Source organism: Paenibacillus sp. NPDC101420 (assembly GCF_050277435.1).
Taxonomy (GTDB): Bacteria; Bacillota; Bacilli; order Paenibacillales; family Paenibacillaceae; genus Paenibacillus_AQ.
Genome location: NZ_JBNNSE010000002.1, coordinates 580342 through 598163, shown reverse-complemented (window position 1 = coordinate 598163; position 17822 = coordinate 580342). Strand labels below are relative to the sequence as shown.

General features: G+C 43.4%; 16 protein-coding genes. All 16 read right to left on the bottom strand.

Annotated features, from left to right (window positions below):
• Window positions 1–53: 53 nt before the first annotated feature.
• The 16 genes from ACQKMP_RS11495 to ACQKMP_RS11420 all read right to left on the bottom strand — a co-directional run bounded on the left by ACQKMP_RS11495 (window position 54) and on the right by ACQKMP_RS11420 (window position 17224).
• Window positions 54–950 (bottom strand): carbohydrate ABC transporter permease, encoded by an 897-nt coding sequence (locus ACQKMP_RS11495; RefSeq protein ID WP_427469391.1) that lies wholly within the window; start codon window positions 948–950, stop codon window positions 54–56.
• Window positions 951–967: 17 nt separating this feature from the next.
• Complete coding sequence (locus ACQKMP_RS11490; RefSeq protein ID WP_042190003.1) at window positions 968–1927, bottom strand: ABC transporter permease; 960 nt, start codon at window positions 1925–1927, stop codon at window positions 968–970.
• 292 nt (window positions 1928–2219) lie between these two features.
• Window positions 2220–3758, bottom strand: coding sequence for an MDR family MFS transporter (locus tag ACQKMP_RS11485; RefSeq protein ID WP_427469390.1), 1539 nt, complete (start codon window positions 3756–3758; stop codon window positions 2220–2222).
• Between the two features lie 45 nt (window positions 3759–3803).
• Window positions 3804–4460 carry a hypothetical protein gene (locus tag ACQKMP_RS11480; RefSeq protein WP_052404364.1) on the bottom strand — a complete coding sequence of 219 codons (657 nt, stop codon included), beginning with the start codon at window positions 4458–4460 and terminating at the stop codon, window positions 3804–3806.
• The gene (locus tag ACQKMP_RS11475; protein ID WP_339266096.1) at window positions 4457–5140 is read right to left on the bottom strand and encodes a hypothetical protein; all 684 of its coding nucleotides are present in this window, start codon (window positions 5138–5140) and stop codon (window positions 4457–4459) included. Before ACQKMP_RS11475 ends, ACQKMP_RS11480 begins: the two co-directional genes overlap by 4 nt.
• A gap of 11 nt (window positions 5141–5151) precedes the next feature.
• The gene (locus ACQKMP_RS11470) at window positions 5152–5796 is read right to left on the bottom strand and encodes a YhbD family protein (RefSeq protein WP_427469389.1); all 645 of its coding nucleotides are present in this window, start codon (window positions 5794–5796) and stop codon (window positions 5152–5154) included.
• Window positions 5797–6029: 233 nt separating this feature from the next.
• The gene (locus ACQKMP_RS11465; RefSeq protein ID WP_427469388.1) at window positions 6030–6461 is read right to left on the bottom strand and encodes an HIT family protein; all 432 of its coding nucleotides are present in this window, start codon (window positions 6459–6461) and stop codon (window positions 6030–6032) included.
• A gap of 18 nt (window positions 6462–6479) precedes the next feature.
• A complete protein-coding gene (locus tag ACQKMP_RS11460; protein WP_427469387.1) occupies window positions 6480–7025 on the bottom strand; it encodes a hypothetical protein in 546 nt (181 codons plus the stop codon).
• A gap of 419 nt (window positions 7026–7444) precedes the next feature.
• Window positions 7445–9292: a fibronectin type III domain-containing protein gene (locus ACQKMP_RS11455; protein ID WP_427469386.1), complete on the bottom strand. Its 1848-nt coding sequence runs from the start codon at window positions 9290–9292 to the stop codon at window positions 7445–7447.
• Between the two features lie 322 nt (window positions 9293–9614).
• Window positions 9615–10223, bottom strand: coding sequence for a 50S ribosomal protein L25 (locus tag ACQKMP_RS11450; RefSeq protein ID WP_052404365.1), 609 nt, complete (start codon window positions 10221–10223; stop codon window positions 9615–9617).
• A gap of 211 nt (window positions 10224–10434) precedes the next feature.
• Window positions 10435–11400 (bottom strand): ABC transporter ATP-binding protein, encoded by a 966-nt coding sequence (locus ACQKMP_RS11445; RefSeq protein ID WP_076284613.1) that lies wholly within the window; start codon window positions 11398–11400, stop codon window positions 10435–10437.
• Window positions 11393–12376, bottom strand: a complete 984-nt coding sequence (locus ACQKMP_RS11440) for an ABC transporter ATP-binding protein (protein WP_042190016.1) — start codon at window positions 12374–12376, stop codon at window positions 11393–11395. Before ACQKMP_RS11440 ends, ACQKMP_RS11445 begins: the two co-directional genes overlap by 8 nt.
• A gap of 11 nt (window positions 12377–12387) precedes the next feature.
• Window positions 12388–13311, bottom strand: coding sequence for an oligopeptide ABC transporter permease (gene opp4C / locus ACQKMP_RS11435; protein WP_427469385.1), 924 nt, complete (start codon window positions 13309–13311; stop codon window positions 12388–12390).
• Window positions 13312–13327: 16 nt separating this feature from the next.
• On the bottom strand, window positions 13328–14281 hold the full coding sequence (locus tag ACQKMP_RS11430) for an ABC transporter permease (RefSeq protein WP_339242616.1): 954 nt from the start codon (window positions 14279–14281) through the stop codon (window positions 13328–13330).
• Window positions 14282–14336: 55 nt separating this feature from the next.
• Window positions 14337–16085, bottom strand: coding sequence for an ABC transporter substrate-binding protein (locus ACQKMP_RS11425; protein ID WP_339797334.1), 1749 nt, complete (start codon window positions 16083–16085; stop codon window positions 14337–14339).
• 236 nt (window positions 16086–16321) lie between these two features.
• A complete protein-coding gene (locus tag ACQKMP_RS11420) occupies window positions 16322–17224 on the bottom strand; it encodes an ArsR/SmtB family transcription factor (protein WP_427469384.1) in 903 nt (300 codons plus the stop codon).
• Between the last annotated feature and the right edge of the window lie 598 nt (window positions 17225–17822).

The window sequence follows — 17822 nt, the reverse complement described above, 5'->3', positions numbered from 1 at the left end:
AGCTCTGCTCCTAGCAGAGGAAAACCCCATTTCGTTACCGATCCGGTAGCTCATTAGCCCTTAACCGCACCGATCATAATCCCTTTGACGAAAAAGCGCTGGAAGAATGGGTAAACGATTAGAATCGGCAATACGACGATCATCGTTACGGTCATCCGTACAGAGGTTGGAGTCTGCATATTCGCTACACTAGCGGCCATATCTGGTGAATTACGAATTAAAGCTGCGAGTGAGCTGGACTCGTTCAAATAACGCCATAACAAGAATTGGAGCGTAAAGTACTTCGTATCTGTCATCAGAAACGCCGTATCAATAAATGAGTTCCACTGATTCACTGCGGAAAAAATCGTAATCGTAGCCAAAATTGGCGTAGTAAGCGGTACAATAATGCTCCAGAACACCCGCATGTAACCAGCACCATCCATAGACGCTGACTCCTCAAGGGATGGAGGAATGGCCTCAACGAAGGTTTTGACCAAAATGATGTTGAATGGCGTAATAATCGTAGGCAAAATATAAGCCAGATAATTATTGGTCAGATGCAAATTGTGCATTGTAATATACCAAGGGATCAGACCTGCGCTAAAATACATCGTAACCACGACACTCCGGTACCAAATACTCCGGCCCCACATTTCCTTTTTGGTGAACAAATATCCTAAAAAAGCTGAAGACCCCACAGTAAGCAACGTCCCGACAACCGTTCTATACACGGAGACTGTTGCCGCATGTCCTAAACCGCTGATTCTTAGCACCTTACTATAGTTATCAAAATGGATCTGTCTTGGATAAAATTTGATATCCCCCGCTGCGCTAAGATCATTCGAGCTGATCGTATTGATGAACAAATAATAGAATGGGTAAATGCATGACAGGGTGAACAATCCAAAGAATGTATAGATCATAATCTGGAAGATAAGTTCTCCAGCCGTTAGTTTTTTCTTTCTCAAGTGGGATCACCCCTGACTTAAATGATAGATTCGTCACGCACCATCTTAGACAACGTGTTCGCTGCGAATAGTAGAATTACACTGACAACCGATTTCAACATGCTGACGGCCGTGGCAAAAGGAAAGTTGTTCGCGAAGGCGATGTTGTATACATAAAGATCCAGCACCTCAATAGAATCCTTATTCATCGCATTTTGAAAGGCAAAGTACTGCTCCATCCCGTTATTGACTAGATTACCTATGGAGAGCAGCAGAAGTACAAAAAAGGTTGGAATCAGACCTGGAATGGTGATATGCCAAATTTTGCGGAACCGACTTGCACCATCCACCTCAACAGCTTCGTACAATTCCTGATCAATGCCTGCGATTGCAGCAAGATAGAGAATAGCACCCCAGCCTAACGATTTCCACCAGTACCAAACGATCATCGTGACCCAAATATTTGAGCTGGAGGCTAAGAAGTTATACCCTTCATCTACCACTCCAAGCTGCACTAAAATGTGAGTGATGACACCGTTATCTACAGAGAACAACGAGAATGCCAATGCATATACCAGAATCCAGCTGATAAAGTTTGGAATCGTGGTTAGTGTCTGCACCAACTTGCGATACCAGCCTGACTTAATCTCAGTCAACATAATGGCAAAGATCACTGGAAAGATGGATGTAATTAATCCGAGTGAACTCATGGCAAGCGTGTTCTTCAGCACCCGCAGAACCTCTGCAGTCTGTGTCGGATTAGATACAATCGTCTTGAACCATTTCAAACCAACGTAAGGCGTGTCTGACAACGGTATTCCGGGAATGAAATCATAAAAGGCATAAATCCATCCGCTGATCGGCAGATAATAGAAAATAAAGGTGACAACAAGAAATGGAAAAGCCATGAAGAACAACTTATGTTTGTTCTTCATCTTCCAGCGGGATCGATGAACCGGATCGACGCTGGGAAGCAGTTCGCCAGCAGGTACCCCCATATCGGAATCTCCTATACCCAGATTTTGATTACGTTTTCAGAGTATCAGAATCTGAGCTTCTGGCGAGATAGAGAGCAGAACGCCTTATCAGGGAAACCGTCAGATACTTGTGAACCAAATTCGCAATACAATCGACCATTTTCTACCTGTTTGCGGGACTAGTGATGGAGGGCATATATGACTTTAGACAAAAAACGACCACCACTTAGGAAGTACCCGAAGTGGTGGTCGTTTTTTTAAATGTCTATTTTCAACTGAATCATAATCAAACGAATATTATCTAGACTACATGCTAATGCCCAGACGCCTGAACATTCCCTTCCGCAGAGGCATCCATCTTCTGACGTCCCATATAGAACGAAGCCAATAACGCTAAAGCTGCAGGAATCACCGCCCAAGCAAAGGTGTTTACTATGGAAGAAGATAACCCAGCTGTAATCTTACTCAGAATTTCAGGTGGAATGAGCGCCCTAGTCTCAGGTGAGAGCAAAGCATGCGGATCTTTAAAATCCATAGCTCCCGCCGGAGCCGCTCCTCCACCATTAGCCGAGAGTAGCTTGGTAAGACTGCCTGAGAAATAGTGACTTTGAATGATACCGAAGGTGGTAATGCCTATGGTCATGCCCATTGAACGAATGAAATTCAGCGTTGCGCTGGCAGAGCCACGTTGCTGTGCCGTCAATCCATGAATAGATGCCGTACTTAGCACTGAGAATGAAGCACCAATCCCTAGCCCAATTAAAATCATATATAAAGTAACAAGCAGTCGTGAAGCATCCGGCGTGAGTGTCGCTACAAGTCCAGTACCGATCACCAAAAGTGCGAATGTAGGAATCAGCAGGCTGCGGTAACTGGTTTTTGACATCAGAAATCCGCCCATTGTAGCTGTAACCACTGAGCCAACCATCATTGGCAGCAATACAAGTCCTGAATTTGTAGCTGATCCGCCCAATACCCCTTGAATAAAGATCGGAATATACACAGAAGCCACAATAAAGGCTGCACCGCTAAATAGTGCACAGATAATGCTCACCGCATATAATCTTTTTTTAAACAAAGCAAAGGAAATAATCGGTTCTTTCGCTTTAGTTTCTACAACAAGAAACACAGCTACAAGGATGGCAAAGGCTGCAAATAAACCAAGAATCATAGACGAATTCCAAGCATACTCTTTCCCGCCTAGTTCCAGCGCAAACATTAAGCAAATGACTGAACCAAGCAGCGTAGCCGCTCCCAACCAGTCAATGGGCTGTTTAGAATGCTCATGCGATTCTTTATAAAAGAATACGACCATCGCAAAAGCCAACAGTCCAAGGGGTAAGTTAATATAAAATATCCACTGCCAAGCAATATGATCGGTAATATACGCACCCAGTAATGGACCAAATATACTCGACAATCCAAATACTGCTCCGAATGCCCCGCCAAGCTTGCCCCGCGTCTCCAGCGGAACAGCATCGAACATGATGGCAAAAGCGATTGGCACCAGCGCCCCGCCACCAATGCCCTGAATAGCCCGGTACGCAGCTAACTGAGTTATTGTATCAGCCGTTCCACAGAGAGCCGAACCCGCCATGAATACGATAATTCCAAAAATAAAAAACTTCTTACGACCATACATATCAGACAGCTTGCCGAAAATGGGCATACCCGCCATCTCGGCTACGAGATAGGCTGATGTCACCCAGACAAATTTGTCCATTCCGCCAAGCTCCCCAACAATATTACCCATTGCAGTTGCAACGATGGTGCTGTCCATGGAGGCCATAAGAATTCCTAATAGGAGACCTGCGATAACAATACCCAGATTGGGCGATTTGGCAGCACTCATATGTTCCACTCCTCTTTTTCTCAAAAAATAACTATAATATTGTCTTTATATCTTCACTTGATGCTTCACTGTTGCGTGCTTATGAACTTCTAGTGTATCGCGGAATTCCACCGTTTCTATTTCACAATCCGGACCAATGATTACACGTTCTCCCCTTACCATACTAGCCTTTGTATTGACCAGATCAATAGCATCGCCTTCGATTAGCCCCGCTTCAAACAGTATTTTCGAAGTTGGCTTCATCATATGCAGCAGTCTCCCCGTTTTACTCTTCTTAATGGTTAAGATACTGCCCCCAACCTCCTTCGCACTACTTGGACCAAACAATTTAATCTCCAAATGCTCAGCACTAAGTAATCCAGCTACGCTTAAGGCACCGGAAATTTGCAATTTTTCCCCTTCACAATCACCCTTCACATCCAAATTTCCGTAGAGATGAAGCTCATCGATTTTTACGGAGGCTGCTTTTATTTCACCCTGTCCACGTAAGGAATCCCCTTCAAGATTACCCTCGAGTGCAATTTCGCCAGTGATTTTCATTTGCTTCATATGCAGATTTCCAGCTATATTGGCATTTCCAGTCAGATTCATCTTCTCGCAATTCACATCTCCAGCGAATTTGCATTCTCCAGTGATCTTAACATCTTTGAAAGAACCACCGGCTGAAGATGTCGTTCCAATTATTTTCAGATTATCATTCACAGGGCCTTCTCCACCTTTCCAACCTTAGCCTCTGGATGCACTGTAATTTGTTCTCGATACTCTACCCGTCCGAGTGTACAGCCTGGGCCAATAATGACAATATTTCCTCTGATGATATCCGCAGTTGTATATTCTACATCTATAAAATCTCCCTCAATCGTTCGAGCACATAGCTCAGGCCGAAGTTTAGGGATGATTCCGCTAAACATCTTACTCCAAAACCCATTATTCACTTGCCGTATCACGAGGCTTTCCACACCAATTTCATTAGCCTTCCCTTGACTCTGCAGTTTGAAATCCACATGACCGGCACTTAGTAAACCACCAACACTAAAGCTACCTTCACCTACGAAATCCTCAAGTTCACAATCCCCTTTGATACTCACCATTCCGTTAAGGGTACAGCTTTCACCTCGAAAACTCTTACCTACATTAAGAACCCCATCCACCTTTAGGGTACCAAAACGCATATTACCCATCACTTTGATGACCCCGTTGCATTCTGCTTCTTCTGCTGCGAGATCATCATTCAAATTCATATGCCCATTTCCTTTAAACATTCGCGCCACAATCGGTCCGACTACTTTACCTACACCATCCATGTTTACGTTGTTGTAAGTACCTCCGGCCCCACCACTAACCCCGTTTATTATTAAATCAGGCAGCTGATTTTTGTCCATTACTCTTCCTCCTATTCAACAAGCTTGTAGGCAAGCTTACCTTTCAATTGTTCGATCAAATCTGCATATGTCATTTTACTGACTAATCTAACCCCTTCATCAAACCATAACTCCGAAGGCGCTTGTGCCAGAATGAAGGATGAAACCCCCATTTTCCGGACAAAAAACAACTCCCAGCTTCCACTCTCGAGCCTTGAAACTTTCTCCTGCAAAGTGCGAAACAGAAGCTCCGCCTCCTCCATACTCATTTCCCCAGCACTAAGCAGACGGTCTACAGCGAATAAATGAACGAGCTCCTCAAAAGTATATTTACTTTCATCACCGAGACTTTCTCCAAATTTCCTCAGTGTTGTTGTCGAAACAATGTTACGTTCTATAATTTCCTTAGCAGTTAAACTCACCTTCTCAAAGGATGCCTTATCCGATAGCTTATCAGCCATTTCATCCAAAGAAAGCCCATCTTTCATATTCACAATGTTGTGAATTCGCGACAAGATCATCTCTTTAGGAAAAAAAGTCTCTTGTCCAGTAAAGGTAGATTTGCGAATAAACCATTCCTCGGGGATTAACTGCTTCCTTTTCCAGCGGTACAATTGCCCATATGAAATACCGGTTAAATCCAGTAGTTGCTTCTTCGAAATCAAATCATCTTCCATATGCGATCACTCCTCAAAAACATCGTAACATAACACTGTTACGTTGTAAATAAAACACTCCCCCTTAAATCTCCTACTGAAACAAATCATTGCATTAAAGTTTCCCTCCAAGATTTTACGACACAAGAAAAGAGTAAACCTCCGTCTAGAGGAGGATCTTCGCTCTTTTACCCGCACTGTATTCTTTGATTTAAGCTAGGCATATTAATTTATGACAAAAAGAGAAGGAGTCTTTATCGACTCCTTCTCTTTTCCTCACTTAATGTCTTTAGAATCTTTTTTTTGGTTTGGCTTAATCGTTTTTCAGCACCATGTGGGTGTAATGGTTCACCCCAGATAAATCCATCACCTTCGTACCTCGGAATGATATGCATATGGTAATGGGTAAGGTCGTTAAACTTCCCTCCATCTTGACAAATTCTTATACCGTCAGGTTTAAACAAGCTCTTCAAAGCAATTGAAAGTTTTTTCGAAGCATCCATGATAGCATAAGCAGTCTCTGACTCCATCTCTTCGACATCACAGTAATGCTTTTTGGGGAGGATTAGAGTATGTCCTTCATTAAAAGGAGCAATATCAAGCACACAAGTAATAAATTCATTTTCATAAACAATATTCAAGTCAGGTTCAATACCGTTAGCGATTCTACATCCTAAGCATTCCATGTACAGCAGCACTCCATCCTATTTATTTTCATTTACTACTTGTTGAGCAATGCTTAGAATTGTATCCTCATCCAAACTGTTGAACTTTAAAGTGATTGAACCTTTTGAAGCATTGAATGCTAAAAACGTATAATCACTTTTTTTTATTTTTTGCACCTGATTGCCGCTAATATCAATAATATCAGCATCGTTCAAATCAACTTGAGTATTGCTATAGGTTATTTCAATGAGTGTTTCTCCTTGATAAGGTCCGTAGATGATTTCTCTTTCATTGGACGCTTTTTGTTCCTTTGTTAACTTCTCCAGTTTCCCTTTGTTTTTCGTATATGTGACTAAAACTTCTTGATTATCTCCAATAAAGTTGCCTTGTTTGTCCTTTGAAGGGAATTTATGTTGTATATAACTAACTTCATATCCATCCAGTGTAGGGATACTAAATGAAGATCCTAATGCACTAACCTGCACCTGCGCTTTAGCTAATTCATCGTTGGAACCAGCCTTTTGACATCCTGATATTAAAAATATAATTGCAGCAATAAAAAATATAAATCCAGATTTGTTCATGAAATCACCTCTAATTATTTGAATTAATACCAATGGAAAACCTTGTTAGTTCGTAGATTTACTTCAGTAACATTCCTCTTAATCCCTTTAATATCCCTAAATATGGAAGCACTATATATACGTTGTAAAAGTAAATTTGTTGCACTAAACCCCTCGTCCATTTCGACGATACCTTGGAATGATTCCGTTGGAATTTACTTCATTTCCTTCAAATCCAATGGGTAATCAACATCTTACCATAGTGTCACCTTAATAAAAGAACAAACGTTTGTAAAAATCAAATATCAACAATGTGATTTAACATAGCCTAAAACAAAGAAAAGAAAGCCCTCCCGAGCCAATACTATGGCATCTGGGACAGCCTTCTTTATTTTACTTGCTCTATCTACAAATCTTATCGTTTAAGTCTTTCATTAACCTTACTGCACATAGGTATAATGCGCTGAATCATATTGTGGGCCGGATTTCTCGTAAGTGAACCAGTACTCAATGCTGCTGCCAGCACTTAACCCACTCACAGTCTGTTTCCATGTACCTGAGCTGTTGGTCATCCGGTAATTAAGCTGTGGCCCCCCGTTAACCTTATAATGCACATCTACATAAAGAGCACTGGTTACAGGTGTAATATAAATGCTCGCTTCTGTTGAAGAAAGTCTCGTTACCCCTGCTGTAAAGTCAGCCGTCACATGATCACCGCCTCCGCTGCCTCCAGTGGGATTAGTAGTAACTGTTGCGGTATTACTAGCGGATGATAAATTACCTGCTGCGTCCGTAGCTTTTACTGTAAACGTATAGGCTGTGCTCGGAGTAAGTCCACTAACAGTTGCTGTAGTTCCCGCCACAGAGGCTACCTGCTGTGTTCCGCGATAAACGAGATATCCCGTTACACCAACATTATCAGTTGAAGCAGACCAGCTCAGGTTAACTGCTGTATCCGTCTTGCTGGTTACTGTCAGATTAGCAGGTGTAGTAGGTGCTATCGTGTCTCCAGTATTACCACCACCCGTCAAGTATTGCCCGGTGAATGGGTTAAATCGATGCAGGGATAGAATTAACCAACCCGTGCTGGACACGCAGTTTTGCTGCGCCATCACCCAATAGCTGTTGCTGGTCCCTTTCAGTGAGTACGGGATTCCCCCAAGCGAAGCGCCGCTTGTGCCTTGTTTTTTAATAATTTCAGTGTTAATGGCATCCGCTTTGGATACATTGCCTTGCATAAAGTAGGCGAGCGACATAAATGCGCTTCCTTCAAACCATACATCAGCACCCGTGTTACCGATTTGATTCCCGTTATCGTCATATGCGGGTAAAACTTCATCCGTCCAGTCAAAATCATAGCCGGTCAGCGTATTCCCAGCATCATTGTAAGTAAGCGTCTGCTTGTAACGCGGATTTGCAAGGGTCCCCGGGGTGCCGGAGGCATTTTCAACATATGCTAAGCTTGCTCCATAGTTATGCGTTCCGGATACTCCTAAAGCCAGTACTCCCCATGGATTCACATCTAAAGGAATTTTAGGATCAATCAGATTCGTATCGTTTTTCCAGCCTCCCTTGAAGCGTTTGACACTGTCATCCCACACATAATTATCCAGGAAGGTTTTGACTCCAGTAGCTGCGCTATTGTATGTGGCAGCCTTTGAGGAATCCACCGTAGCATAATACTGCAGCACCCGATAAATATCGATATTGTGCTCGGTTGAGCTCCAAGGCTCATCTGAATTACTCCAACCACTCCATCCCCCTGCAATACTGCCATTAGCCTTTTTATACTGTAAACTCCAATCTAGTGCTTTGAGCGCCATTGGACGATACCGTGAATCATTATATTGCTTCTCATAAGCCATAGCAGCCATTGCCATCCATACAACGGGTCCCACATGTTTACGGATTTCTTCTCCGAAGCCATTGTTATACCAATAAGAATTCAGCCAGAAGCCTGAAGGGTCCTGAATGTCTCGCATTTTGTTCAACACTTGCTCTGCCCGTGTCCGTTCACCTTTTACAATAAAGGCAATAGCTGCAACAGCTTGATCATACGTGTATACAATCTGTTTGGGGTTGTTAGGTCCCCAGAAATCCTCAAAGCTATCTACCAGTCCCTCAAAAGCATATCCCGCCGTTGCATCCTGCTGGGCCTTCAGCCAGACTAAAGCACGATTTGAAGCATCACTTGTGGCATCTGCACTCGCTTTTCCACCAAAAGGTAGAGCTACCCCAAGCACCAACAGACTTGTCATTAAGATCGAAAACAGCTTCCTCACCTTCATAACTTTCCTCCTCATAATCATGATGAACTAGGCAATGAGAGTTCTTTGAAGCATAACACTAAAGCGTTTTCAAACAGCGACAACAGGAACTTTTGAATTCTTTACCATGGTAATTGTCCTCATTTTCAGCCTTCGCGGCCAATTCGTCAACGATTTTCTGTAAAATTTTAACTAAATGAGGCGAAACAACCATAAATCCCATTTAAGAAACTATACGAAAGACCGCACTTATTTTATTAATTCGTGTTCACGAAGACAAAACAAAAAGAGCAGACAGCTCCTTGGGTAGGATTCTATCTGCTCTTATGATTTAATAACTATTCTATTCAGCTTTATCTTCACCAGAAGCTTCGACTGCAGCTGGTTCAGCAGCATCTTCATCGGTTGGCTCTTGAGCTGCTGGAGGTGCGATCCGGACAATCAAAGTGTCCTCAGGCGTCAATACTTCCCAGCCTTCATGCTTCGGAAGATCAGACACCAGCAATTGATCACCAATATCTAGTCCACTGAGATCCACCTCAAAGGATGCCGTTAATTTATCTGGAAGTGTGCGAATATCCAGCTCATGCAATTCAATTTGCTGCACGCCGCCACTCTTCACACCTACTGGATCACCTGTAAAGTGGAATGCCACTTTTGTATCCAATTTAGCCTTCATATCAATTTGTTGAAAATCAATATGCAGCAGTTGTTTGGATACTGGCTGGCGCTGGATTTCTTGGATGACAACGTTCTTTTTACCCGAGTCTGGTAATTCCAAGGTTAATACTGCCCGAGGGTTATTAGCCAAAATCCCGGTAATTGTCTTAGCATCCGCTGTAAAGGACTGGCTATCTGAACCTGCACCGTACACGACTACCGGTACAAAGCCTTTTCTGCGCTGTGAAGAAGTCGAGCCGGATCTTTCTGTCAAACGTACTGTTGTATTCACGATGATTCCTCCTAAGTAGGGATTTTATACTAGACCGATTAGATATGTACGTCTAACCTAACCACTCTCTAATTACCCCATTAACCTGGCTTTGAAACCCTTAAAAACTTTTTGAGCACAGGCAAAAATAAGGTCAAATTGTATTATTATACAATTCAACTTTAATTATTCAAGACTTAGGAGCGAATCGTCATTATATCTTTGACAGCTATTAGACTAAATGACAAGCTACAAAATGGTTATTGCCGGCATCACGGAATACCGGGATTTCAGACCTACAAACCTCTTGTGCATAGGGACACCGGGTATGAAATTTACAACCGGAAGGCGGGTTCACTGGGCTCGGAATATCCCCCTTAAGGACAATTCTTTCCCTTTTCAGCTTGGGAATAGGTATTGGAACAGCTGATAGCAATGCCTTGGTATACGGATGGAGCGGATTCTTAAATAATTCATCTCTAGAAGCCGTCTCCATCATAGATCCCAGATACATAACACCGATTCTTGAACATAAATGCTCAACCACACTCAAATCATGGGAGATAAACAAATAGGTGAGCCCACGGCTCTGCTGCAGCTTACTAAATAAATTAATAATCTGTGCTTGGATAGATACATCCAAGGCCGAGACTGGCTCGTCTGCAATGATTAGCTCAGGATTCAGCACAAGCGCACGCGCGATTCCGATCCGTTGTCGCTGTCCTCCTGAGAATTCATGCGGGAAGCGATCAATATGATAAGAGGATAAACCACATGCCTCAAGCGCCTCAAGTACCCGATCACGAACCTCTGATTTTGAGCATAACCCATGATCCAGTAAAGCTTCTCCGATAGCATCCCCTATGCGGACCCGAGGGTTAAGTGAGCTATACGGGTCTTGAAAGATTAGCTGCATTTGGGGTCTGATATTTCGCAATTCAGCGGGAGACAAAGAATGAATGTCTATCCCTTTGAATTTGATCTCGCCTGCAGTTTTATCCGTTAGCCGTAAAATCGTCCGTCCGACCGTACTCTTTCCGCTCCCGGATTCTCCTACAAGCCCAAACGTCTCCCCTGGCTGAAGCGTGATGCTAATATCATCAACAGCCTTTACATGCCCAACCGTCCGGTTAAGCAATCCCTTAGTGACAGGGAAATATTTCTTCAGATGATTGACCTCAAGCAGTGCCTCAGGCATGAACAACCGCCTCCTCATACAACCAGCAAGCTACCTTTTGTCTGCTGGCCACTTCTTTAAGCTGGGGCTGCTGGCTGACACATACAGGCATGCAATGCTCACAGCGGTCATGAAAATAACAAGAGGGTACCAGCTCTAGCGGATTTGGCACTTGACCTGGTATGGAATACAGCTCATCCTGCCGCTGATTGATAACTGGCTTCGATTTGAGCAGCCCTTTCGTATAAGGGTGTTTGGGATTGTTGAACAATTCAACAACCTCCCCCTCCTCCACAATCTTTCCGGAGTACATAACAATCACGTAATCAGCCATCTCCGCGACTACACCCAGATCATGGGTGATTAATAGAATAGACATGCCGGAGTTGTCTTTAATTTCACGAAGCATATCCAGAATTTGTGCTTGAATCGTTACATCCAGCGCCGTTGTCGGTTCATCTGCAATCAATAACTTTGGACTGCAGGCGATAGCAATAGCGATCATTATCCGCTGCAGCATCCCTCCACTTAATTCATGTGGATAACTATCAGCAATTTGCTCAGGTCGTGATATGCCTACCTGTTTTATTAGTTCAATCGCCCGGATACGCGCCTGCTTCTTATTCATCTTCAAATGCACGATCAACGGCTCCATAATTTGTTCACCGATCTTGATTACAGGATTAAGGGAGGACATGGGCTCCTGGAAGATCATCGCGATCTCGTTGCCACGGATGGCTCGCAGTGTGTTTTTGTCCATTTGCAACAAATCTTCACCCTGAAAATCAATTTTGCCATGGGTTACCTTGCCCCCTGGCTCTTCAACAAGTCCCATGATGGACATCGCGGTCACGCTTTTGCCGCAGCCCGATTCTCCGACGATACAGACCGTCTCTCCTTCACGGACACGGAAGCTTACATCATCAACGGCTTTCACTTTTCCTTCTTCCGTGAAGAAGTATGTACTTAGACCGTCTATATTCATTAAATCACTCATGTGAGGGTCACCTACCTCTTCTGTTTAGGATCAAGTACGTCCCGGAGTCCGTCACCAAACATATTGATCGCGATTACTGTCGCGAAGATGGATAGCCCAGGTGGAATCCACAGCCACGGCCGATCCTTGAAGTCGATCATATTATTCGCTGCGTCAATCATATTGCCCCAGGTTGGCGTTGGCGGCATAACACCTAGCCCAAAAAAGCTAAGAACCGATTCACTCAGAATAGCGCCACCGATGTTGAGCGTTGCCATAACGATCAGCAGCGGGATAATGTTCGGCAGCAAATGGTTAAATAATTTACGCCGATCCCGAAGGCCTAATACTACAGCTGCTTGCATAAACTCACGTTCTCGCAGACTAAGCATTTGCCCCCGTACCATACGCGCCATACCTGGCCAGCTCACAATGCTGAGCATAAGCATAACGATATACATCCGGTAGTCCGTTGGAATCTTCCACTCTGATAATAATGCTCCAAAAATAAAGAGCAGCGGCAAACTCGGAACCGTCAATAGAAGATCCGCAATCCGCATTATGATTTGATCGGCGATTCCGCGGTAATACCCAGCTATGGCTCCCAAAAGAGCCCCGATAAACACTGAAAGAACCATTGATGCCAGTCCTACTGTTAGTGAAATGCGTCCTGCCTGCATCACCCGGGTCAAAATATCTCTGCCCAGCGCGTCAGTGCCAAGCCAATGCTTCATATCAGGGGCCTTGTTCATCAGTGCCATATTTATTTTGTTATCCGTATAGGGTGAGAACAGCGGGCCAATAAAACAAAGCGCAAACATAAAGATCACTACCACAAACCCGGATACCGCCAGCTTGTTCTTCAGCAACCTCCGAAGGGATTGCCGGAATAAAGAGGATTTTCCTTTGGTGGTCTGGGGTTTCGAGATACCCGCTACATTACTTTGAACTGCCACGTCAGCTTCCTCCTCTCTATAGCCGAACTCTAGGATCAGCAATCCGGTACAAAACATCCGAAAGCAACGTTCCTATGACGGTAAGTATGGCAATAAACATCGTAAAGCCCATCAGCAAAGGATAATCCCTAAGTCCGAAGGACTGCATATACAGCTGGCCAATCCCAGGCCAATTGAATATTTTTTCAATAATAAGTGATCCGCCAAATAGTGCTGGAAGCTCGAAACCAACCAGTGTAATTGCGGGCAGCAAGGCATTACGTAAGGCGTGTGTAAATAGCACCTTTCGTTCTTTTAAGCCTTTGGCACGGGCGGTGCGGATATAATCCTGTTTTAAGACATCGATCATATTACTGCGGAAATAACGGGTGAGTGAGCCCAATCCAAGTAGAGTCATAACAACAACCGGAAGGGTCATATGCGTTACAATCTCCTTAAAATACGCCAGACCCGTAGCATTACTACCTGTCGTGATTATTCCACCCGGAGGGAGCCACTTGAGATCGACGGCCAGGATTTTGATCAGGAATAAGCCTATAAAAAATGACGGCAGCGACATTGCTGCGAATATAGCGATCATCACGAGTGTATCGAACCAGGAATATTGCTTATAAGCTGAAATCACACCAATAATAACTGCAATCACCCACGTCAGAAACGTGGAAACGGCAGCCAGTAAAAAGGAATTCCAAATATAATCATTAAAAAGCTGCAGCACAGGCTTTTGTTGGGCTAAGGAATACCCGAAATCGCCATGCAGCGCATTCTTCATCCAGATTCCATAGCGCTCAAGCATCGGCTTGTTTAAGCCGTAAATCTCACGCAGCTCAGCTTTACGTTCTGCAGTCAATTTGATATTTCCGGTTATGAAGTCTCCGGGAGTTGAAGCATACAGGCAGAAGATCAATAATGATGCCGCAAATAAGATAATGACCATGTACAACAGTCTTTTCGATAAATAAGCGCTCATGACAGACTCCTTATGATTTGTCCCCTGCTCATCAGAGCAGGGGACACTGTTTTATTTATTTCAGGCTCCAAGTTGGCAGACTGCCAGCAAGACCGATGAACGGGCTGACCGATAGATTCTCAATACGTCCGTTATAGGCGTATACAGTCTTTTTGTAACTTGTGAAAATAATAGGCAGTTCATCATTGAAGAGCTGATACAGCTCTTTGTACACCGCTTTGCGTGCTTCAATATCAGTAGTAGCTAAGGCTTTATTGTATAGCTCCAGGAATTTCGGATTGTCATAATCCGTGATTTCTCCATCGAAGAATTGCATAAACCCGTCAGCCGGATCAGTTAACATACTTGTGGAGAAGGATACAAGATCGTAGTCCCCGCCTTCTACCTTAGATACCAAAGAGTTAAAATCTGCAAAAACCTCAGGCTGGAAATCGATACCCAGTGCTTCAAAATTCTCTTTAGCTACAGCAATGAAAATATCTGTATTTTTGCTCTTAGAGCCGAGGTAGTGAATGGTAAGCGGTTTGCCATCTTTTTCACGGATACCACCCGCGCCTACTGTCCAGCCTGCTTCATCCAGCAATTGTTTTGCTTTTTCCGGATCATATTTGTAAGGATTAATGCCTTCCTCCGTGTAAGACCAAGAGATAGGGGATGCCGGGATGTTGGCAATTGAGCCTGCACCTTGCGCTGCATCTACATAAATACTCTGACGATCCAGACCGTACACAATGGCTTGACGTACAAGCTTATCCTTGAGCTGTTCATGCTTCAGATTGACTTGCAAATAACCATAGGTGCTTGGAGTGTAAGGAATAATATTCACAAAACCGAGCGCTTTCAGCTTCTCGATATTCTCGTCTGTCGCACTAAAAGAAGCGTAGTCTACCTCACCTGTTTCTACGAACTGCCATACATCGCCTTCCGTAGTTTTATAAATGAAATGTTCCGTTTTTGGTTTACCTTTGAAATAATTCTCATTCGCCACAAAACGTACTTCTTGCCCCGGAATAAATTTCTCCAGCTTGTAAGGTCCATCTCCAAGTGGCTTCTCATGCAGCTTCTTGATGTATTCAAGATCTCCAAATTTATAGTCCTTGCCATAGTAAGCTTTCGACAGAACATTCGAGCCGAGCTGTACCAGCGCTGTTGCGTTTGGTTGCTCAAGCGTCACTGAGATCGTCTGTGGATCAATCACTTTAATCCCTTCAATCGCTGTAGAAGTACCTTCTTTATAGGCTTTGCCGCCTTTAACATTTAGGGATGGGAGCTGTGAGCTACCGTCATACGATTTGTCGTATTGGATCGTCCAAGTAAACGCTACGTCATCCGCTGTCAATGGTGAACCGTCGCTGAATTTTAGATCTTTTCTCAAGTGGAACGTGTATGTAAGCTGATCATCCGAAACATCCCAGCTCTCTGCAAGCTCCGGTGTTGGAACGCCTTTATCGTCTACAGTTACGAGAGAAGCGTATAGCAGTGAAGATACATTGCCATCATAACCACTTTGCTGAAAATACGGAGTAAAAGCTCCGCTCGGGTCCGTTAACCCTACGATAATGGTGTCAGTACGTTTCTGTGCAACTGCTGGAAGTTTGGACAAATCGGTTGCGGTAAAAGGCTCGCTTAGCGCACCCGCAGGAACAGTCTCTGCCGGAGTTGTTGCTTCCACATTGGTTGAATTGGACCCTGCAGCCGCGTTGTTACCAGACGAGGATTCGTTATTACTGTTGTTAGCGCAAGCAGAAAGTAACAGTGAACCCGTAAGCAGTAATGAAGTGATTACAATCGCATTTTTTCTCATGTACCTATCTCCCTTTTCTCTCTAATAGAATAATAACTATAATTCCTACCTGTTAAGTATGAATAACTTCTGATGTTCATTATAGAAAGGTTTTTGAGTTCTGTAAAGAGAGAACTTTTAAAAAATTCTCTATAAACAGAATCAAATGAGAATTAAGACAACTAAAAAAAGCCAAAACCCTCTCTTCATAAGAGAATTCTGACTTTTAGATCGTTATTTTTTTTTTTGAGAAATGATTATTTCAAATAATCGAATAGCTGCTCATTCATCCGATGAATGCCTTCCAGGCGTAGACTATATCCGGTGACATTCTCCCCTTCAATATAGGCATGAAGCAAACCCGCACAACGAAGATTAAAAATATGATCGTGAACAATTCCCTTCGAGATCCCCGCATGCTTAACAATTTCGGTGAATGTTTTGCGACCACCGCTAAGAGCATGGAGAATTTTCAGGCGGCTTTTTTCACCCAGACTACGAATGGCTCTATACATAAAAGGTGAAATTTCCTCGTTCTCCATCGAAATCCAGGCCGCATAATGACAGATTGTTAATTCACCGTAGCAATAGATAATATTAGCAGGCTGAAAATGATACTGTGGAATTAATACAAGCTTCTTAAGCCCATCAGTAGGCATGAAATAGAATCCGTTGGTCGTTTTGTTCACAAAATCAGCAGTATCCAGTGCATTAAGCTCCATGTTCTTCAAATCCGTATGCTGCTGTAATTTGCTTAGAATCGCAGGATTGCATTGACTAAAGTACTGGCGGTTCCATTCGGAGAGTAAAAATACTACGCGATTACGGTAATCCTCCATATGGCTTGGAAATACCATTACATATTTTGATAAGGTCTCATATAACTCGCCAACTGTTAACCCTTCAATCCAGTTCAGCACACTGTCTACATCATCCTTGAATGGACAACAGTAAATGAGCAGATTCAACATTTTCCATTCATTGTTTAGTTCGGTTTCCTTCAGACGGGATAATAGTTCCTCACTTAGGGTGCTTTCAATTTCAGTAACCCACGCTACCCCTAGGTCAATCTTCTTATAGGATTTTTTGCAGAGATAAGTATGTAAGCTATTCAATAACTCATAAATCGATCCAAATTCAACCTCAACTTTGTATTCCACAATGATTCCTCCTGCTAGCGGTTCTTTTCAGTAGTGAGATATTCTCTTAATCTTATTGTATTATCCTGAGAATACGCAAGCTACTTTATAAACGGGAGTGTATAAAAATTCATTGACTGCTGCTTGACTACTGTTTGAATGCAGAATTTATTTGCATCTCTCTTTGATTTTGAGATTGCGAGAGTCTAAGCAAGGGAATTGCTACTCATATGAAGCAGGACATTAAAGTGCGATTTCAACGGTGAACACGTCCCCATACGAAGTTGCTATCGGGCACAGTGGACCTTATAAGCAGTATTCCCCCCAATTTGGGGTTCTATCGGACTCCATAGGCGCTATTGGCATAGAAATCGCCTAATTTGTGCTTTTTCCTAAGGAATAGCTGTAATGGAGTCCGAAACTTTACTCAAACGGCTAAAAATTTGCAAATAACGTCATCTGAGTCCGAAAGCTCCAATGGATGATTATGATAACAGGAGTTTTGGCACGCTGAGGTCTCAAGAATTCCCATGAGTCCGGCTGTCCTGGATATTCCTGCGTTAGAGTGCCAGGAATGTCTGGGCCGGCTTGCGTATCCAGCACACCAGCTTGTCCAGAA

What these genes read in the sequence shown, in the direction of transcription:
- ACQKMP_RS11470 (WP_427469389.1), bottom strand. Translation starts at nt 5,796, where the DNA reads ATGGAAGATGATTTGATTTCGAAGAAGCAACTACTGGATTTAACCGGT.
- ACQKMP_RS11425 (WP_339797334.1), bottom strand. Translation starts at nt 16,085, where the DNA reads ATGAGAAAAAATGCGATTGTAATCACTTCATTACTGCTTACGGGTTCA.
- ACQKMP_RS11475 (WP_339266096.1), bottom strand. Translation starts at nt 5,140, where the DNA reads ATGGACAAAAATCAGCTGCCTGATTTAATAATAAACGGGGTTAGTGGT.
- ACQKMP_RS11465 (WP_427469388.1), bottom strand. Translation starts at nt 6,461, where the DNA reads ATGGAATGCTTAGGATGTAGAATCGCTAACGGTATTGAACCTGACTTG.
- ACQKMP_RS11430 (WP_339242616.1), bottom strand. Translation starts at nt 14,281, where the DNA reads ATGAGCGCTTATTTATCGAAAAGACTGTTGTACATGGTCATTATCTTA.
- ACQKMP_RS11445 (WP_076284613.1), bottom strand. Translation starts at nt 11,400, where the DNA reads ATGCCTGAGGCACTGCTTGAGGTCAATCATCTGAAGAAATATTTCCCT.
- ACQKMP_RS11490 (WP_042190003.1), bottom strand. Translation starts at nt 1,927, where the DNA reads ATGGGGGTACCTGCTGGCGAACTGCTTCCCAGCGTCGATCCGGTTCAT.
- ACQKMP_RS11460 (WP_427469387.1), bottom strand. Translation starts at nt 7,025, where the DNA reads ATGAACAAATCTGGATTTATATTTTTTATTGCTGCAATTATATTTTTA.
- ACQKMP_RS11485 (WP_427469390.1), bottom strand. Translation starts at nt 3,758, where the DNA reads ATGAGTGCTGCCAAATCGCCCAATCTGGGTATTGTTATCGCAGGTCTC.
- ACQKMP_RS11440 (WP_042190016.1), bottom strand. Translation starts at nt 12,376, where the DNA reads ATGAGTGATTTAATGAATATAGACGGTCTAAGTACATACTTCTTCACG.
- ACQKMP_RS11455 (WP_427469386.1), bottom strand. Translation starts at nt 9,292, where the DNA reads ATGAAGGTGAGGAAGCTGTTTTCGATCTTAATGACAAGTCTGTTGGTG.